Here is a 17,510-nt window from a genome sequence, read left to right on the forward strand (position 1 = left end):
CGGTTGGGGGATCGGGAGATGGCTTTGGGAGGTTTCCGTTCGGACGATGGCGTCACCCGGCGCGATTTCGTCAACGGCGCGCTGGTCGCGGCGACGGCGCTGGCGGCGAGCGGCTGCTCGGCGGCGGAGGCGCCGCTGGACGAAGCCGCCGCCTGGGACGGTTTCGGGGGCGTGGGCGATTATGCCCGCGCCCACGGCAACAGCCATGCGATGCAGGCCGCCGGTCATCTGGTGCGTGACGGTGCCTATGATACGCCGCCGCGCACGACGCCGACGGGCGAGACCTATGATCTCGTCATTATCGGCGGCGGGCTCAGCGGTATGGCGGCCGCGCTCGAATTTCTCGGCAAACGGCCCGGCGGATCCTGCCTGATCATCGAGAATCACGCGATCTTCGGCGGGGAGGCGAAGCGCAACGAGTTCGATGTCGACGGCATCCGGCTTGCCGGCCCCCAGGGCGCCAATTCCTTTCCGGTGCCCGCCGGGCCGGGCAGCCGTGGTTACGACGTGTTCACGGCGATCGGCATGCCGCGCGGCTTCGAATATCTGCCGGCCGGCGGAACGGCGAAGGCGCTGGAATTCTGCAAGGACAATTTCGAGTTCCAATATTGGAAGGATCGCTCGCCGTCCTTCGGCTGGTTCTTCGGCGAACAGGGCGGGGCCGGGCGATGGGCGCGCGATATCTGGAGCGACGATCTCGCGCGCGCGCCTTATCCCGATGCGGTGAAGGCCGATTTCGTGAAATGGCGGTCGCACGTCGCCCCCAATGGCGGAGCGGATCAAAGCGAGGCGGGATTCCTGCGCTGGCTCGACAGCATGAGCTACAAGGATCTGATCGAAAAGGTGATGGGGCTCAGCCCGCAGGTGACCGCCTATGCTGATCCGATCGTCGCATCCGCGATCTCGGGCATGGGGTGCGACGTCACCTCCGCACGGGCGGCTTATGGATCGGCGATGCCCGGCTTTCGTACGCCACAGGATCTCGCCCGGCTGCTCGAACCCGAACAGCATAGCTTGCCCGGCGGCAACGACGTGCTCACGCGGCATTTCGTCAAGACGCTGATCCCGGCGGCGTTGCGCGGTGACCGTTCGCTGGACGCGATCATGAACGACAGTGTCGATTTCACCGCGCTCGATCGGCCCGGCAATCCGGTGCGCATGCGGCTCGGCGCCACGGCGATCCGCGTCGTTCATGACGGCCCGGCCGGGGCCGCGCGTGCCGTGAAGATCGATTATGCGCAGGGCGGAAAGCTGTTCGGCCTGACCGCCAGATCCGTGGTCATGGCAGGGGGCAGTTGGGTTACGCGCAACATCGTGCGCGACCTGCCCGAACCGCACGGCGCCGCCTATCGACAATTCCATCGCACGCCGCTGCTCGTCGCCAATGTCGCCGTTCGCAACTGGCGTTTCCTGGCGTCGCTCGGCCTGACGGCGTGCCGCTGGTTCGACGGTTTCGGCTATTGCTGCAATATCCGCGCGGCGATGGCGGTGGGGCGGGACCGGCGGCCGCTCGATCCCGACATGCCGGCGGTGATCACCTTCTATGTGCCCGTCTTCTATCCCGGCGAAGGCACGATCCAGGAACAGGCGGCACGCGGGCGGTTCGAAATGCTCGGTACCAGCTATGCCGATTATGAACGCCGCATCCGCGACCAGATGGCGCGCCTGTTCGGCTCCAGCGGTTTCCGCCAGTCGGATATCGCCGGTATCATCCTCAATCGCTGGGGCCATGCCTATCTGTGCCCGCAACCCGGTTTCTACACCGGTATCGATGGCGCCCGGCCGGCGCGCGACATCATCCGAACGGCGCATGGCCGTATCGCCTTCGCCCATTCGGAGCTGAACGGTCAGCAGAACTGGATCGCCGCGACCGATGAAGGGCGCCGCGCCGCCGAACAGGCGATCGCGGTCCTTTAGCCATCATGCGCACCGCCCGGCCATCCGCACTCAGCCTGTTTCCCGGGCATCCGCCCGGGCTGACGATCATCGTCCTCACCGGATTGTGGGAGGTGTTCGCGCTGTTCGGCATGCGCACCATCCTGGTCTTCTACCTGCTCGAACTCGGCTATGGCGCCGGGCGCGCGATCGAGATCTATTCGCTGTCCACCGCCGCCGCATTCGCGGTGACGTTGCTGGGCGCGGTGCTGGCGGACCGTGTTCTCGGCGTGCGGCGCGCGGTCGTGATCGGCGCGCTCGGCATGGCCGCCGGCCATCTGCTGCTGATCTGGCCGTCCGTCCTGTTCCCCGCGCTCGGCCTGATCGTGCTTGCCAACGGCTTGTTCAAGCCGTCGCTCGTTTCGCAGATCGGCACGATCTATCACCGGGACGATCCGCGCCGGGATCGTGCCTTCCTGCTTTACAAGGCGGGCTGCAATGCCGGTGCGATCTTCGCCCCGATCATCTGCGGGCTGATCGGCCAGGCCTATGGCTGGCGCAGCGCGATCGCGCTGTGCGGCGGCGTGATGTGCCTGTCGGCGCTGATCTATCTGTTCGGCAATGGTCTGATCCGGGCGGTCGAACAGGATCGGGGCGACACGACCGGCGACGATGCCGCCATGGCGGCGGGCGGCGGGCAGAAGGCGCGCTGGACGTTGCTGGTGCTCATCTTCGTCAGCGGCGTGCTGTTCTGGGCGGCGCATGGCCAGCAGGGCGGCGCCGTCGCGATCTGGGCCAGCCAGTCGGTGGATCGCGGCATCGGCTGGGCGGGAGAGCGCTTCACCGTGCCCGCGGCCTGGTTCCAGTCGGTCAATCCGATCATCATCGTGCTGTTCACACCGCTACTGGCCTGGATCTGGTCGCGCCGAGACCGCCGCGCCGATGGCCGCCACGAACTGCGCAAGATGGCGTTCGGCGCGCTTTTGCTGGCGGGCTCATTCGCGCTGCTCGTCGTGGCGGCCGGCATGGCGGGGCAGGGCATGGCGGCGATGTCCTGGCTGATCGCCGCGCTGGTCCTGCTGGCGGTGGGGGAACTCTATTTCGATGCGATCGGCCAGGCGCTGCTGGTCCGTCTGGCGCCGTCATCGCTGACCACCGTCTTCATCAGCCTGTGGTTCCTCGTCCAGGCATTGGGCCTTGGTATCGCCGGCTGGCTTGGCGGCACCTGGGAAACCGTGTCGCCCGCCGCCTATTTCCTTGTCGTCACCGGCATGGCCGCCGTCGCCGCGATCGTCGCGATGGCGGCCGCCGCCGCAATGCGTGAGCGTACACCATCGTGATCGATTCCGTCCTTACTCCCCCGGCTGCCCGGTATATCGACCGGCAGGCCGCTATCATCGATGCACTTTCGCCCGACGGGATCGTCGCGCATATCGAACGTCTCGTCGACGTGCAGGATCGCTGGCGCGGCTCTGCAAGCCTGAACCTGAATCCCGCCGAAGGACTCATCTCCCGGCGCGCGCGCGCACTGCTGGACAGCGATCTGGCGACACGGCTGACCGAGGGGATCCCGGGCGACAAGATATATCCGCACGGCCCGCTCAACGAGCATGTCGATGCGATCGAGGCGACCGTGATCTCACTCGCGCGCCGCCTGTTCGGCGCCGCTCATGTCGAATGGCGACCGGTCAGCAATTCGATGGCCAATATGGCGATTTTCGCCGCATTGCTCGAACCCGGCGATCGCATCCTGGCGCAGGACGAGGATGGCGGCGGCAATTTCAGCTATCACCGCTCGGGCGTCGCCGGCGTGCTGCGGCTCGATCCGATCGTGTTGCCGATCGCCTCGACCTGTTTCGAGATCGATCTCGCTGCCGCCGAACGGCTGATGGCGGCGCACCGGCCGAAGCTGATCGTGATCGGCGGTGGCAAGGTGTTGTTTCCCTATCCGGTGCATGCGCTGCGCGCCCTTGCCGACCGTTTCGGCGCGCTGCTCGTCTATGACGCGGCGCATCTGGGCCTCCACATATCGGCGGGCGATTTCCAGCGCCCGCTGGAGGAAGGCGCGCATGTCGTCACGCTCAGCACGCACAAGGTGATGGGCGGTCCCGTCGGCGGACTGATCCTGACCAACGATGCCGAGATCGCGCGCCGGGTCGTGCGGATCTGCTTTCCGGGCCTGCTGCAGACCCGCGACCTCAACAAATATGCCGCGCTTGCCGTCTCGCTTTCCGAAACCCTGGCCTTCGGCGCGGCATTGTCGCGCGCGATGGTCGCCAATGCGCAGGCGCTCGGCCGGGCGCTCTCCGCGCGCGGGTTCGACGTGATCGGCGCCGATCGCGGCATCAGCCGGACCCATCAGCTTTTCCTGCGTTTCGGCGATGCGGAGGCGGCGGGGCGCTTCGAACGCGCATGCCATGCCGCCAATATCTTCCTGTCGGATTGCGCGCTGCCGGGGGACATGGCGTTGGGGCGCCGGTGCGGCGCGCGGGTGGCGACGCATGAGGTGACCCGGCTGGGCATGGTCCCCGACGACATGGAGCAGGTGGCGGATCTCATCGCGCAGGCATCGCGCGCGGACGACGGTACGGCGCTGCGCGATGCCGTCGCCGGGCTGCGCGCGCGTTTCCCGGCCATAGGCTACAGTTTCGACACGCAATCCGCGCCGGTTGCGGTGAGAGCGCTATGACGCCGCGTTTCGATTTCGCGTCGGACAACACGGCGGGCATGGCGCCGGAGGCGCTGGCTGCGCTTGTCCATGCCAATGCGGGGGCGGCCGAAGCCTATGGCGAGGATGCGACCAGTGCGCATGCGGCCAGGCTCGTTCGCGAGCTGCTCGATGTCGATGCATCCGTCCATTTCGTGCCCACCGGCACCGCCGCCAATGCGCTGGCGCTGGCGACGCTGTGCGGATCGCATCAGGCGGTGGCGGTGCACGGGCACGCCCATGTCCGCCGGGGAGAGGCGGGGGCGCCGGGCTTTTTCGGCGGTGGGCTCGGGCTGGTCCCGGTGGGGGGCGAGCATGGCCGGATCGCCATGGCCGATCTGGAGAGACTGCTGACGCGTCCGAACTCTTCGTCGGACCAGCCGATTGCAGCGCTCTCCATTTCCAACCCGACCGAATATGGCGCGCTTTATCCGCTGGACGCCTTGGTCGCGCTGGTCGGGATGGCGCGCGATCATGGGCTTGCCGTCCATCTCGACGGCGCACGCCTCGCCTGCGCGGCGGCGGCGGGGCTCGATCTGCGCGCGCTCGCGCGGCTCGATATCTCGATCCTGGTGCTGGGCGGCACCAAGGCGGGCATGCCCGGCAGCGAAGCGATCGTGCTGCTTGACAAGACCAGGGATCGGCACTTCGTCGCACGCATCAAGCAATCGGGCCATTTGCTGTCCAAGGGGCGGTTCCTGGCCGCGCCCTGGATCGGAATGCTCGAAAGCGGCGCCTGGATCGAACGGAGCCGGCATGCCAACGGGATGGCGCGGAGGTTGATCGACCGGCTGGCCATCACGCCCGCCCATCCGGTCGAGACCAATGCCGTGTTCCTGGCGATGGAGGCGGAACAGCGCGCGCGGCTGCGGGCGCTGGGCTGGGTCTTCTACGGTCTGGCCGACGGGCATGCCCGCTTCTTGTGTTCCTGGTCCACCACCGAAGCCGCGATCGACGAGCTGGCTGACGCCATCGTCGCGACGCGCCCCTGAGGGAGGAGATGAGATGCTGAAGATCCGCCTGGCGGCATTGCTGCTGATCGCGACGACAGGTGACGCGGCCATGGCCGCGCCTTCATGCCTGGTGGGCGCCTATGGCGCGGGGGCGGAGATCACCGCGCTCACCGAAACCAATCCGCCCAACGCACCCGGCACATTGCGCTTCACCGGCGTCGACGGATCGAACGGCGCGCTGACACCCAGGCCGGACGGCAGCTATGCCGGCACCTTGTGGACGCCGACGGGAAAGGCGGATGCCGTTCTGAGCGCGAAAAGCTGCGACACGGGGGAGATCGCGATCGCGATCGGAACCGCACCGGCGCGGAGCTGGACGCGGTTCAAGCTGCGCGAGACGCCCGTCGCGTTTTCAAGCGATGGCGCGACGTTGCACGGCAGGCTGATCGAGCCGGACGCCGCGTCGGGCGCGGCGCTTGCCGTTCTGGTTCACGGATCCGAGAACAGCCGTGCGATCGGCGTCTATTCCTTCCCCTATCTGCTCGCGGCGCAAGGCGTGGCGGCCCTGGTCTATGACAAGCGCGGCACCGGATCGTCGGAAGGCAGCTATTCCCAGAATTTCGAGCGGCTGGCGAAGGATGCCGCAGCGGCGGCGGACGCGGCACGGCGAGCCGCGGGCGACCGCTATCGCCGGATCGGCTTTTTCGGGGCCAGCCAGGGCGGCTGGATATCGCCGCTCGCGGCGCGCAAGACGCCGGTCGACTTCGTCGTCGTCGCCTATGGACTGATCGAGACGCCGTTGGGCGAGGACGCCGAACAGGTGGCCGACGAGCTCCGCCGCAAGGGCTATGGCGAGGATGTCATCGCCAAGGCGCGCATCGTGACCGACGCCACCGGCGCCGTGGTCGCATCGCATTTCAAGACGGGCTTCGATCGGCTGGACGCGATCAAGCGGCGCTATGGCGGGGAGCCCTGGTTCGGCGCGTTCGAGGGCGAATATAGCGGGCCGATGCTGCGCGAAGCGCCCGAAATGCTGCGCGCTTCGGGCCGGGATCGCTACGACAATCTCGACATCATCTGGCATCACGACGCATTCGGCACGCTCAAGGCGCTCGCCATTCCCCAGCTCTGGATGATGGCCGTCAACGATATCGAGGCGCCCAGCGCGCATTCGATCGCGCAGCTCCGCCAGTTGCGGCGCGCGGGCAAGCCGATCGATCTGGCGGTGTTTCCCGATGTCGATCATGGCATCCGCGAATATCAGGTGGAGCCGGACGGCACGCGAAGAGGAACGCGCTTCGCCGCCGGCTATTTTCCGCTGATCGCCGATTGGATGAAGGGCCATCTCAAACCCTCCTATGGCCGCTCCATTATCGAGCTTGCGCCGGTGTCGGCCCGGCGGCCATAGCCGGACGATCTTTGCGACCAAGGAGAGGGTGACTCATGTATCCGACGATCAACATGCATATCGCGGGCGCGGCCATTTCGGCGGCCGATCGCGCGTCGGAACCGGTGATCGATCCCGCGACCGAGGAAGTGCTGGGCCATGTTCCGCACGCGACGATCGACGATCTCGATCGCGCGCTCGCATCCGTCGATCGGGGCTTCGGCGGTTGGAGCGCCGCAGCCCCGCTGGTCCGTGCGCAGATCCTGCGCCGCGCCGGTGATGTGCTTCGCGCCCGTGCAGACGATTATGCCGCCGTCCTGACCGCGGAGCAGGGCAAGCCGCTCGCGGAGGCGAAGGGTGAAGTGCTGACCTGCGCCGATGTGCTCGACTGGTATGCGGAGGAAGGGCGCCGCGTTTATGGCCGCACCGTGCCGGGCCGCAATCCGGCGGTGCGGCATATCGTGGTGCGCGAGCCGGTCGGTCCCGCCTTGGGGCTGACGCCCTGGAATTTCCCGATGTTCATGGCGGCGCACAAGGTGGGCGGGGCATTGGCCGCGGGGTGCTCGCTGATCCTCAAGCCGTCCGAGGAAACGCCCGCGAGCGCGATGTTGCTGGTCGAGGCGCTGTACGAAGCGGGGCTGCCCGCCGATGCACTCGCCCTCGTCTTCGGGGTGCCGGCGCAAGTGTCTTCGCATCTGATCGCGTCCGACGTCATCCGCAAGATCTCGTTCACCGGCTCCGTCGCGGTCGGCCGCCACCTGATGACGCTCAGCGCCGAGGGGCTCAAACGCACCACCATGGAGCTTGGCGGCCATGCGCCGGTGATCGTCTGCGACGATGTCGACGTCGCCGCGATCGCGCGCCAGGCGAGCGCGGCCAAGTTCCGCAATGCCGGGCAGGTCTGCGTCTCGCCCACGCGCTTCTTCGTGCATCATGCGGTGCACGACCAGTTCCTGGAGGAGTTTTCGAAGGCGGCCTCGGCGATCCGCGTTGGCCCCGGCAGCGATCCGCAGTCGCAAATGGGGCCGCTCGCCAATCCCCGTCGTGTCCAGGCGATGGAGCGGCTGGTCGCCGATGCCCGGCAGCGTGGCGCACAGGTCGCGACGGGCGGCGAGCGGATCGGCAATCAGGGCTTCTTCTTCGCGCCGACCATCCTCCACGACATCGGCGAGGACGCGCAGATCATGCAGGAGGAACCCTTCGGCCCGATCGCGACGGTTTCCCCCTTCGCCGACCTGTCCGAAGCGATCGAGCGCGCGAACGAAACGCCTTACGGGCTTGCCGGTTACGCCTTCGCCCAGTCGAGCGCGGCGCTGGCCGAACTCGGCAATCGCGTGCGCGTCGGCATGCTCGGCCTCAACACCTTCTCGATATCGACGGTGGAAACGCCGTTCGGCGGGATCAAATATAGCGGCCATGGCCGCGAGGGCGGCAATGAAGGGCTGGACGGCTATCTCGACACAAGGCTGCTGACCCAGGCCTGAAGGTTTGATCTGTGCAAGACAGAGGCTGCGCGCGTGCCGAATAGGGCGGTGAAGTCCTTAATTCACCAGCCCGCATGCGACGGGCGATCGGGAGAAGCGTGATGTGCCTTGATATGCTTGTTGATGATGCGCCCGTGGCGACGCCGCTCCGGCTTGTCACCGTCGCCGATCTGGCCGGCTTGCTCGCCGGCCAGGCTGCGCCGGTTAGGGCGCGGATCGAGCAGTCCGGCTTTTCCGGCGCTGCCGGGCAGGTGGTGCAACTGCCCGATGCCGACGGTTCGCTATGGGCCGGCGTCGGCGACGGCGTGTCGCGCCGTTCGGCGGCGGCGGTGGCGATGGCGGTTCCGCCGGGCGTCTATCGGATCGAGGGGTTGCCGGCCGAAACGGCAACCGAGGCGGCATTGGGTTGGGCGCTCGGCAGCTACAGCTTCGATCGGCTGAAGCGCGCGGACGATACGCCAAAGGCCCGGCTGGTCTGGCCCGAACGGGCCGATCGCGCGCAGGTGCGCCTGTTCGCGGAAGCGACCACGCTGGTACGGGATCTGATCAATCTGCCGCCGAACCTGATGGTCCCCAACGATCTCGCCGATGCGGCGCGTCGGATCGCGTCCACGGGTGGTGCGACGCTGGATGTGATCGCCGGCGACGATTTGCTGGGCGAGAATTATCCGCTCGTCCATGCCGTCGGGCGCGCCAGCACCCAGCCGCCCTGCCTGATCGACCTGCGCTGGGGCGACGCATCGCATCCCCGGGTGACATTGGTCGGCAAGGGCGTGTGCTTCGATACCGGCGGATCGAACCTGAAACAGGCGCCCGGCATGTTGCTGATGAAGAAGGACATGGGCGGCGCCGCGCATGTGCTCGCATTGGCGCAGATGATCATGGCGGCGCGATTGCCCGTGCGCCTGCGTGTGCTGGTGCCCGCTGTCGAGAATTCGCTGTCGGGCGATGCGATGCGTCCGCTCGACGTGATCAAGGCGCGCAACGGGTTGAGCGTCGAGATCGGCAACACCGATGCCGAGGGCCGGCTGATCCTGGCCGACGCGCTGGCGGAAGCCGTCACCGAAACGCCCGACCTGCTGATCGATTTCGCGACACTGACCGGCGCCGCCACCACCGCGCTCGGCACCGATATCGGCGCGATGCTGACCAATGACGATGGGCTCGCTGCGGAGGTTGCCGCATCGTCCGCCGCGATGGACGATCCGCTCTGGCGACTGCCGCTCTGGGCGCCCTATGCGCCGCATCTCAAGGGCAAGTCGGCGGACCTGATCAATATCCCGGACATGAACATCGGCTCGATCTCGGCCGCGGGCGCGATCTATGGCGGGCTGTTCCTCCAGAATTTCGTGGCGTCGGACACGCCCTGGATCCATCTCGACATCTTCGCCTGGAATCTCTCACGCAAGGACGGCCGCCCCGAAGGCGGCGAAGCGCACGGCCTGCTGGCGATCTACGATCTGATCGCGCGCCGCTGGCCGGTGGCGGGATAGGCGATCATGCCAGCGGGTTCGAACTTCCCCGCCGTCGACGGCGATCGCCTGTGGCGGTCGCTGATGGATCTGGCGGCGATCGGTGCGACGCCGAAAGGTGGCGTTTGCCGCCTGGCGCTGACCGACGAGGACCGCCGCGCACGCGAAATGTTCGTCGAATGGGCAAGGGCGGCGGGCTGCACCGTGCGTGTCGATCCGATCGGCAACATCTTCGCGCGACGCGCGGGCCGCGATCCCGCCCGGCCTGCGGTGATGACGGGTTCGCACATCGACACCCAGCCCACGGGCGGCAAGTTCGACGGCAATTACGGCGTGCTGGCCGGGCTGGAAGTGCTGCGCAGGCTGAACGATCTGGACATCGATACCGAGGCGCCGGTCGAAGTCGTGGTCTGGACCAATGAGGAAGGATCGCGCTTCGTTCCGGTGATGATGGGATCGGCGGTGTTCGCGGGCGCCGTCGCGCTCGACGATGCCCGCGCCGCCCGCGATGGCGACGGGATCAGCGTGGGCGATGCGCTGGACCGGATCGGCTTTGCCGGCCCACCATGCGAGCGCCCTGCGATCGACAGCTATTTCGAAGCTCATATCGAACAGGGGCCGGTGCTCGAGGATGCCGGCCAGACGATCGGTGTCGTCACCGGCGCGCTGGGGCAGCGCTGGTTCGATTGCGAGGTGACGGGGTTCGAGGCGCATGCCGGACCGACGCCGATGGAATTGCGCCGCGATGCGCTTCAGGCGGCGGCGGTGCTGATGCGGCGCGTCGTCGAGATTGCGCTTGTCCATGCGCCGCATGCGCGCGGCACGGTGGGGCAGGTGCAGGTCCATCCCAATAGCCGCAACGTCATTCCCGGCGGCGTCATCTTCAGCGTCGATTTCCGCGCGCCGGACGATGCGATGCTGGATGCGATGGAGCAGGCGTTTCGCGAGGCGATGTCGGTGGTTGCCATCGATCACAAGGTCGATGTGGCGCTGCGCGAGACATCGCGCTTCGCCGCCCTCCGGTTCGATGCCGGTTGCGTTGCGGAGGTCGCGGCGGCGGCGCGGGATCTCGGCGTGGGCGCGATGGAGATCGTGTCCGGCGCGGGGCATGACGCGATCCATATCGCCACATGCGCGCCGAGCGCGATGATCTTCGTGCCGTGCGCGGGCGGTATCAGTCACAACGAACTGGAGGATGCCGATCCGGTAGATCTGGCGGCCGGCGCGAACATATTGCTGCGTTGCATCCTCAATCGCGCGCGCGTGGTCGAGCGCGGTTGATCGCGCTCCGTCGAGGCGCGTTTACTGGCCTTCCAGATCGCGTCTGCAGGGGTGGGGGCGGGCGCCGCTTTCGTCTTCCAGCCGGTCCACGGTCGCGAGCGCCATCGCGCGATAAGCCGGCAATATGGCGGGGTGATGGTCTCCGAACGCGGTCAGATGGTTCCGGACGGTCGCTTCGTCGCCACGCAGCAAGGGGCCGGACAAGGCTGAAAATCCGAGCTCGAGGCTGTTTTCCAGCGATGCGCGCGCAAGCGGGGCCAGTACCTGATAGGGTGTGTCGATACCCGCCGCCCGAAGTGTATCGGCCGCACCGGCAAGGAGTGTGACGAGATGGTTCGCGGCATGGCTGAGCGCGCCGTGGTAGAGAGGACGCAATATCTCCTCGATCATGAAGGGCGCGCCGCCAAGCGCTTCGACAAGTCGGGCGGCGAACGCTGACGCCGCCGGGCCCGATCCGGTGACACCGAACGGAGATCCTTTCATCCGCTCCGCTTCGACCTGCGGATCGCCGGTGAACGCCATGACCGGATGGATCGCGGCGGTCAGCGCGCCCAGGTTTTCCAGTGGGCGCAGCACAGCCGCGCCGCTGCGTCCGCTGACATGGAAGATGAAGGGCTGTTGTCCCGGCCGGTAATGCCCGGCCAGGTCGGTTGCGATGTCGGCGACGGCGTCGTCCGAAACCGCGATGGCAATCACGTCGCACTGGTGGAGTAATTCACCCAGGTCGGCGGCCATGTCGGCATGGCCCTCCAGCGCGGCATTGCGTGCGTTTTCGAATGATCGCCCGAACAGCATCGGCGTGGTTCGGGAGAACGATGCCAGTGCCAGGAGCATGGCTCGGGCGACCCGGCCGGTTCCGATCACGCCAAGTCGATTGCAGGATAGTCCGTTGCTCATCCATTTCCTCTCGCATCATGCAGTGACGCGAGACGAAGATAGGCCGATCGAAGACGCTTGATCCAGATGATGTGATGAACGGGCCGAGTCAGGAAGAGTGGAACTCGAACAGGCGATGGATTGCCGGCGGGATCGTGAAAGTCCGTATTCATGCGGCTCAGGCAGCATTTGTCATCGGCCAGCAAAGGAGCAGCAACACAGCGTCCCTAGATGCGCCTGCAACGGTCCGAGGGCAAAAGCCACGGATCATGCAGGAGAACGGCATGATTGACATCTTCATCGCGCTTGCGGCCGCGGCGGCGACGCATAATGTGCAGGTCGAGCATCGCGGCGCGCCGATCCAGGCGGTCTACAGCGCGCAGCCCGATATCCGGATGCGGACGATCGGCGCGGCGACGCCCAACCGCATGGATGGCCAGCGCTGTCGCTGGACGGCCACGGTCAAGGTTGAGCGGCGGCTGGAACAGGGCGGGGCCTTGACGCGTACCTTCTCCGGAGACCAACAGCTCTCCGGCAGCGCGCCCGGCGCCTGCGCGCAACAGGCGAAGGGGATCGAACGTGAAGTGGCCGGCCGGAGCGATTTTGTCCGCGCGCAGCTGCTTGCGGCCGCGGAACAGGACCGTGCGCAGCTGCTCGCGGAACTCGACGCCGTTCGCAGCATGGCTTCGAACTGACCGCTTGCCGGGCATCGTCGCGCCGCATGCCCGGCCGGCCTTGCTGGCGGCGGCATTGTTGCTTCCCGGCTTCGCCGCACCTGCGTTCGCGCAGGACGATGGCGGCCTCTCCGCCTCTGTCGAGGTCGCGAGCGACGATCGGCGGCGCGGCCTGAGCTGGAGCAGCGGCGATCCGGTGCTGCGCGCGAGCGTCTCTGTTCCGGTCGCGGACGGCCTCGTGCTCGACGCGACGGGGGTTTCGCTCCGGGGGAGCCGCCGGCATGGCGGCGCGGATGGCGTGATTGATCTTCGTGCGGGATATACCCGCCAGACCGGCGCATGGAGCCTGACAGCGGATGCGACCTATCACGCATTCCCCGGTGCATCGGGGCAGGGTTATGCCGAACTGGGCGCCGGCGCCGGTTTCCTGATCGGCCCCGCCAATATTGGCGCCTTCGCGCGCTATGCACCGCGCCAGGATGCCATCGGCGGCGATAATCTCTATCTGGGCGCGGAAACGTCATTGGGCATTCCCGGCACGCCGTTCACCGTGTCCGGCCATGTCGGCCGGTCATCCGGAAGCGTTCGCGATCCCATGCGCGCGTGGCGCCTGCGTCCTGATGGACGCTATTGGGATCACGGCGTGGCGCTCGACTATCGCCGGGGGCAATGGGCGGCGGGCCTGCGCTATGCCGATAGCAGCATCGATCCCGGCGCTTCCGATCACGCCGGCGCGACGCTGGTCGCACGCTTCGGGATCGATTTCTGAAAGCGGCCGTCGTCAGGCGATGCGCTCGGGCACTTCGGCGGCATCCTCTTCATGCGTCGTGGCTGGCGCCATCGCTTCCCAGGGGAAGACGAACCAGTCCTTGGTGATCGACCGATCGATCGTGCGCGACCAGTAATCGACCTGCGCCGCCGAACGGACATTGTTGAGCAGAACGGCGAAGCGCACATTCTCCGAAACGCCGCCGGCGTCGTCGATCGCCTCGCGCAGATAGCAGATGGTGCGGCCGGAATCGTTGATGTCGTCGATCACCAGCAATTTCCTGCCCTGGCCCGATTTCGCCGCAAGCTGCTCCAGAAGCTGGTCGCCAAAGCCATGGACTTTCGCGGAATGGTCGACGGAGAGCAGGTTGATGCCGGTCGCGTGGCTCAGATAGGCGCCGGGCACCAGCCCTCCGCGCCCGATGCCGATCAGGAAGTCGGGCTGCCATCGATCCTCCGTCAGCGCGGCGGCAATCACGCGGACGTCCGCGACGAAATCCTCATACGGAATGGGCGTGAAGATCGGCATCAGCCATGCTCCGCGACATAATCGTCGATCGCGGCGAGGTGGTGCGCGACATCAGCATCGTCAAGGAAGGATCCGGTGAAGCTGTTGCGCGCCAGGGTCGCGATATCGACGGTGGACAATCTGCCCTGTGCGGCGAGCGCGCGGTAATTGTCGTTCACATAACCGCCGAAATAGGCGGGGTCGTCCGAATTGATCGTTGCGGCAAGACCGAGCTCGAGCATGCGGGGAATGGGATGATCGGCCAGATCCCCAACCACGCAGAGCTTGAGGTTGGAGAGCGGGCAGACGGTGAGCGTGATGCCGCTTTCCGCCAGCCGCCGGACGAGCGCCGGATCCTCCAGCGAGCGATTGCCATGGTCGAGCCGGTCGATCGCGAGCAGATCGAGCGCCTGGACGACATAATCGGGCGGTCCTTCCTCGCCGGCATGGGCGACGCGTTTCAATCCCATTTCGCCGGCACGCGCGAAGACGCGCGCGAATTTCTCCGGGGGATGGCCGAGTTCGGAACTGTCGAGCCCGACGCCGGCGATACGGTCGAGCCAGGGTTCCGCCTGACGCAGCGTTTCGAACGCGGCCTCCTCGTCGAGATGGCGCAGGAAGCACAGGATCAGTTTCGACGTCAGCCCGTGTCTAGCTTCTGCCTCCGCCATCCCGTCCAGCAGCCCTTCGGCGACGATACCGAAGGGAATGCCCCGATCGGTATGCGTCTGCGGATCGAAGAAGATCTCGGCATGGCGGACGTTATCCGCCGCCGCGCGATCGAAATAGGCGAGGGCGAGGTCGCGGAAATCCTCCTGCGAGCGCAACACGTCCGCGCCCTGATAATAGATGTCGAGAAAATCCTGGAGATTGGAGAAACTGTACGCCGCACGGACCTGTTCGACGCTGCCGAAGGGAATGTCGACGCGATTGCGGCGGGCCAGCGCGAACATCTGTTCGGGTTCCAGGCTGCCTTCGATATGCAGATGGAGTTCCGCCTTGGGCAATCCGGCGATGAATGTGTCGAGATCGGTCATGGCCCAGTCCCTTCGGCACGACTCGGTTTTCGAAAAAGCCAGCATGACATGCCGGTTGCGCGCTGGACAGTTCGCCCGCTCTTGAAAGCGGGGGGTGGGAAGCACTAGCTGGGCGCCATGCGCGGGGGCAAGGAAATCGACTGGAAGGCTCTGGTGACGGGGATCGTCGCCTATGAACAGCCTTTCGCGGCACTGGACGGTGAACGGTTCGAACGGATCGAGCGCGGTTTCGGCGAACATTATCAGGTCGATCGGCTCTCGTCCGACGCGTTCGGCTTCTCGCGCGGCGAGGGCTATACGCGGCTGCCGCGATGGGACGCCTTCGGCTATGTCGATCGCGGCACCGTCGCGCGGGTGCGCAATGCCGAAACCGAGCTGGCGGACGTGGGTTCGAATATCGCGGTGCTGCCCGCCGGTTGGAAGGCGATCCGCTTCTCGCTCGATATCCGCGTCATCCTGATCTTCTGGGCGGCGTTGATCGCGGGCACATATTTCTTCGCCGCGCCGAACAGCCCGATCCAGTTCTGGGTGGGCGGGTTCGTGGTGATCTGGGCGCTGCACGTCCGACTGGTGATGCGCAGTCTGGACGGCAAGCTGGCGCGTTGGATGGCGCGATCGAGCTGGAACTGAGGTCGAGGCTTTCGGTCGTTCTTGGAAAAACATGGATTGTCATTCCCGCTTTCGCGGGAATGACAGGGGGCGAGGCGCGCGCCTATTCCAGACGGAAGCTCAGTCCTGCATTGGCTTCCAGCCGCGCGACCAGGGCGTCGCCCATCGCGCTCGCCGGCGTCCAGATCCCGCCGGGGCCTTCCACGTCCCGCAACAGGCAGAGTGCGCTTTCGGCGATCATCTTGCTCGTCGATCCATAGCCCGGATCGCGGTCGCCAGTGACGATCAGCCGCATCGGCTCACTGCCCGAAAGGTCCTCGGCGGTGAAGACGATTTCGTAAAAGCCGTTCTCGCGTTCTTCCCTGCTCGGGCCTTCGCCGGGCTCCAGCGATTTGCCCTCGCCGAACGGATTGAGCTTCGCCATGGCCTCCACCGCCGCATGGGCGGCCTCGCTCAGCGTCGTCAGCATCATCTCGTCATAGACCAGATCCTCACCCCAGAGGTGTCCGAGAAGCTGGTTCGATCGATGGACATTCTTGGTGTTGATCGGCGCCATGATGAACGGGACGGCCCAGACGCCCTCCGTGCGATCATATTCGGGGACAAGGCCGCTGGGCTGGTGCGGCCCCGCAAAGCCCGGCGTCAGCGCGAAGGGATCCTTGAGAAGGCGCACGACGTCCAGGCTCTTGGTTGCGGCCGCCATCGTCGCCTTCATGCTCGCGACGGTTCCGCCCGATGCGCCGCCGCGCATCTTGCGCACGCGCCCCTTGACGCGCGGGGCCGGTTTTCCATGGCGCGCGATCACGGCCTTCTGAAGCTGGTGGACGCCCATGTCGAAGGGGATCGAGTCGAAACCGCAGGAAAAGACGATGCGCGCGCCTGAAGCCTTGGCCGCCGCTTCGTTGGCATCGATCATGTAACGCATCCAGGCGGGTTCCCCGCACAGGTCGACATAATCGGTTCCGGCCTGCGCGCAGGCCGCGACCAGTTCGTTGCCGTAAAGCTGATAGGGGCCGACGGTGGTGAGGACGGCGCGGGCCTGCGCCGCCATCGCGGCGAGGCTGGCGGGATCGGACGCATCGGCGGCGATCAGCGGCGTATCCTCGGGCGCGCCGATCTCGTCGCGAATCCGGGCGAGCTTTTCGATCGACCGTCCCGCCATCGCCCAGCGCGGCGCATCGGGGGCCTTGTAATTGGCGGCCAGATATTCGGCGACGAGCCGTCCGGTGAAGCCCGAGGCTCCGTAGACGACGATATCGAAGTCACGCGCGATGCTGGCCATGCATTCTCTCCCATTTCCAGGGAGAGAGTGCATGGCGAGCGGAGCGCATTCAAGCCCTGGAGATCAGACCTTGGGCGTCTCGCGCACGACCACCGGATCGCGCTCGACGATGATCTCGCGCTGGGTGACGGCTTCGCGCCGGCGCGCGCGCAGGCTGTCCAGGCTGTGCGAGACGCCATTATAGGCGAAGAGGACCAGGAAGCCGCCGGCAAGCGCGACATTCTTGAGGAAGCTCGCCTGCTGCATCGGGTCGGCGAAATTGCTGTGCGCGGTGAGCGCGGTCACGATGCAGAAGCCGGCGAGCAACAGCGCGAACAGCCGCGTGAAGATGCCGAACAGGATCGCGAAGCCCGCGACGATCTCGAAGATCGCGGCGGGCCAGGCGAGGCTCGCGGGGAGCCCCAGCGACGTCATGTACCCGGCGAAACTCGAGATATCCCCGACTTTCCCGAAGCCGGCGAGAATGAAAAGCGCCGACAGCAAGATGCGGCCGATCAGCGCGACGAAACCGTTGATGACGATCATGACGTCCTCCCTGTTTCCTGGCGATCTCAGGCTAGCCTGCAATGGTCTCAGCGCCAACCAGATAGATCAACG

The 17,510-nt window shown here is 66.5% G+C and carries 16 protein-coding genes; 11 read left to right on the top strand and 5 right to left on the bottom strand.

Going from position 1 to position 17,510, the window contains the following annotated elements:
- Nucleotides 1-18: 18 nt before the first annotated feature.
- From K7G82_RS12290 to K7G82_RS12325, 8 genes are all read left to right on the top strand, one after another.
- Complete coding sequence (locus K7G82_RS12290; protein WP_222990103.1) at nucleotides 19-1,917, top strand: NAD(P)-binding protein; 1,899 nt, start codon at nucleotides 19-21, stop codon at nucleotides 1,915-1,917.
- 5 nt (nucleotides 1,918-1,922) lie between these two features.
- Nucleotides 1,923-3,215: a peptide MFS transporter gene (locus K7G82_RS12295; RefSeq protein ID WP_222990104.1), complete on the top strand. Its 1,293-nt coding sequence runs from the start codon at nucleotides 1,923-1,925 to the stop codon at nucleotides 3,213-3,215.
- Nucleotides 3,212-4,564: a DegT/DnrJ/EryC1/StrS family aminotransferase gene (locus tag K7G82_RS12300; protein ID WP_222990105.1), complete on the top strand. Its 1,353-nt coding sequence runs from the start codon at nucleotides 3,212-3,214 to the stop codon at nucleotides 4,562-4,564. The genes K7G82_RS12295 and K7G82_RS12300 overlap by 4 nt, the downstream gene beginning before the upstream one ends.
- The gene (locus K7G82_RS12305) at nucleotides 4,561-5,574 is read left to right on the top strand and encodes a threonine aldolase family protein (RefSeq protein WP_222990106.1); all 1,014 of its coding nucleotides are present in this window, start codon (nucleotides 4,561-4,563) and stop codon (nucleotides 5,572-5,574) included. The genes K7G82_RS12300 and K7G82_RS12305 overlap by 4 nt, the downstream gene beginning before the upstream one ends.
- 13 nt (nucleotides 5,575-5,587) lie before the next feature.
- The gene (locus K7G82_RS12310; RefSeq protein WP_222990107.1) at nucleotides 5,588-6,943 is read left to right on the top strand and encodes an alpha/beta hydrolase family protein; all 1,356 of its coding nucleotides are present in this window, start codon (nucleotides 5,588-5,590) and stop codon (nucleotides 6,941-6,943) included.
- Nucleotides 6,944-6,978: 35 nt separating this feature from the next.
- Nucleotides 6,979-8,406, top strand: coding sequence for an NAD-dependent succinate-semialdehyde dehydrogenase (locus tag K7G82_RS12315; RefSeq protein ID WP_222990108.1), 1,428 nt, complete (start codon nucleotides 6,979-6,981; stop codon nucleotides 8,404-8,406).
- A gap of 134 nt (nucleotides 8,407-8,540) precedes the next feature.
- Nucleotides 8,541-9,899, top strand: coding sequence for a leucyl aminopeptidase family protein (locus K7G82_RS12320; RefSeq protein ID WP_222990109.1), 1,359 nt, complete (start codon nucleotides 8,541-8,543; stop codon nucleotides 9,897-9,899).
- Between the two features lie 6 nt (nucleotides 9,900-9,905).
- Nucleotides 9,906-11,159 (top strand): Zn-dependent hydrolase, encoded by a 1,254-nt coding sequence (locus K7G82_RS12325; RefSeq protein WP_222990110.1) that lies wholly within the window; start codon nucleotides 9,906-9,908, stop codon nucleotides 11,157-11,159.
- A 21-nt stretch (nucleotides 11,160-11,180) separates the two neighbouring features.
- Here K7G82_RS12325 and K7G82_RS12330 read toward each other — a convergent pair whose 3' ends face one another.
- The gene (locus K7G82_RS12330; RefSeq protein WP_222990111.1) at nucleotides 11,181-12,056 is read right to left on the bottom strand and encodes a Rossmann-like and DUF2520 domain-containing protein; all 876 of its coding nucleotides are present in this window, start codon (nucleotides 12,054-12,056) and stop codon (nucleotides 11,181-11,183) included.
- Between the two features lie 74 nt (nucleotides 12,057-12,130).
- Between K7G82_RS12330 and K7G82_RS12335 the strand changes: the two genes are divergently transcribed.
- Nucleotides 12,131-12,730, top strand: coding sequence for a hypothetical protein (locus K7G82_RS12335; protein WP_343228566.1), 600 nt, complete (start codon nucleotides 12,131-12,133; stop codon nucleotides 12,728-12,730).
- 4 nt (nucleotides 12,731-12,734) lie between these two features.
- Nucleotides 12,735-13,478 carry a TorF family putative porin gene (locus K7G82_RS12340; RefSeq protein ID WP_343228567.1) on the top strand — a complete coding sequence of 248 codons (744 nt, stop codon included), beginning with the start codon at nucleotides 12,735-12,737 and terminating at the stop codon, nucleotides 13,476-13,478.
- Nucleotides 13,479-13,490: 12 nt separating this feature from the next.
- On the opposite strand, the gene K7G82_RS12345 is transcribed toward K7G82_RS12340, so the two are convergent.
- Together K7G82_RS12345 and K7G82_RS12350 are read right to left on the bottom strand one after the other, a co-directional pair.
- Nucleotides 13,491-14,006 (bottom strand): phosphoribosyltransferase, encoded by a 516-nt coding sequence (locus tag K7G82_RS12345; RefSeq protein ID WP_222990112.1) that lies wholly within the window; start codon nucleotides 14,004-14,006, stop codon nucleotides 13,491-13,493.
- Nucleotides 14,006-15,022, bottom strand: coding sequence for an adenosine deaminase (locus K7G82_RS12350; protein ID WP_222990113.1), 1,017 nt, complete (start codon nucleotides 15,020-15,022; stop codon nucleotides 14,006-14,008). The genes K7G82_RS12345 and K7G82_RS12350 overlap by 1 nt, the downstream gene beginning before the upstream one ends.
- Before the next feature lie 117 nt (nucleotides 15,023-15,139).
- Here K7G82_RS12350 and K7G82_RS12355 point away from each other — a divergent pair, with 117 nt between their 5' ends.
- The gene (locus K7G82_RS12355) at nucleotides 15,140-15,652 is read left to right on the top strand and encodes a hypothetical protein (RefSeq protein WP_222990114.1); all 513 of its coding nucleotides are present in this window, start codon (nucleotides 15,140-15,142) and stop codon (nucleotides 15,650-15,652) included.
- Between the two features lie 82 nt (nucleotides 15,653-15,734).
- Here the strand turns inward: K7G82_RS12355 and K7G82_RS12360 are convergent, their stop codons facing one another.
- Both K7G82_RS12360 and K7G82_RS12365 read right to left on the bottom strand, forming a co-directional pair.
- Nucleotides 15,735-16,913 (bottom strand): saccharopine dehydrogenase family protein, encoded by a 1,179-nt coding sequence (locus tag K7G82_RS12360; protein WP_222990115.1) that lies wholly within the window; start codon nucleotides 16,911-16,913, stop codon nucleotides 15,735-15,737.
- Between the two features lie 63 nt (nucleotides 16,914-16,976).
- On the bottom strand, nucleotides 16,977-17,438 hold the full coding sequence (locus tag K7G82_RS12365; protein WP_222990116.1) for a DoxX family protein: 462 nt from the start codon (nucleotides 17,436-17,438) through the stop codon (nucleotides 16,977-16,979).
- Between the last annotated feature and the right edge of the window lie 72 nt (nucleotides 17,439-17,510).

It is taken from the genome of Sphingomonas colocasiae (assembly GCF_019880585.1).
GTDB classification, from domain to species: Bacteria; Pseudomonadota; Alphaproteobacteria; order Sphingomonadales; family Sphingomonadaceae; genus Sphingobium_A; species Sphingobium_A colocasiae.

What these genes read in the sequence shown, in the direction of transcription:
- K7G82_RS12290 (WP_222990103.1), top strand. Translation starts at nt 19, where the DNA reads ATGGCTTTGGGAGGTTTCCGTTCGGACGATGGCGTCACCCGGCGCGAT.
- K7G82_RS12295 (WP_222990104.1), top strand. Translation starts at nt 1,923, where the DNA reads ATGCGCACCGCCCGGCCATCCGCACTCAGCCTGTTTCCCGGGCATCCG.
- K7G82_RS12305 (WP_222990106.1), top strand. Translation starts at nt 4,561, where the DNA reads ATGACGCCGCGTTTCGATTTCGCGTCGGACAACACGGCGGGCATGGCG.
- K7G82_RS12310 (WP_222990107.1), top strand. Translation starts at nt 5,588, where the DNA reads ATGCTGAAGATCCGCCTGGCGGCATTGCTGCTGATCGCGACGACAGGT.
- K7G82_RS12315 (WP_222990108.1), top strand. Translation starts at nt 6,979, where the DNA reads ATGTATCCGACGATCAACATGCATATCGCGGGCGCGGCCATTTCGGCG.
- K7G82_RS12325 (WP_222990110.1), top strand. Translation starts at nt 9,906, where the DNA reads ATGCCAGCGGGTTCGAACTTCCCCGCCGTCGACGGCGATCGCCTGTGG.
- K7G82_RS12330 (WP_222990111.1), bottom strand. Translation starts at nt 12,056, where the DNA reads ATGAGCAACGGACTATCCTGCAATCGACTTGGCGTGATCGGAACCGGC.
- K7G82_RS12335 (WP_343228566.1), top strand. Translation starts at nt 12,131, where the DNA reads ATGAACGGGCCGAGTCAGGAAGAGTGGAACTCGAACAGGCGATGGATT.
- K7G82_RS12345 (WP_222990112.1), bottom strand. Translation starts at nt 14,006, where the DNA reads ATGCCGATCTTCACGCCCATTCCGTATGAGGATTTCGTCGCGGACGTC.
- K7G82_RS12350 (WP_222990113.1), bottom strand. Translation starts at nt 15,022, where the DNA reads ATGACCGATCTCGACACATTCATCGCCGGATTGCCCAAGGCGGAACTC.
- K7G82_RS12355 (WP_222990114.1), top strand. Translation starts at nt 15,140, where the DNA reads ATGCGCGGGGGCAAGGAAATCGACTGGAAGGCTCTGGTGACGGGGATC.
- K7G82_RS12360 (WP_222990115.1), bottom strand. Translation starts at nt 16,913, where the DNA reads ATGGCCAGCATCGCGCGTGACTTCGATATCGTCGTCTACGGAGCCTCG.
- K7G82_RS12365 (WP_222990116.1), bottom strand. Translation starts at nt 17,438, where the DNA reads ATGATCGTCATCAACGGTTTCGTCGCGCTGATCGGCCGCATCTTGCTG.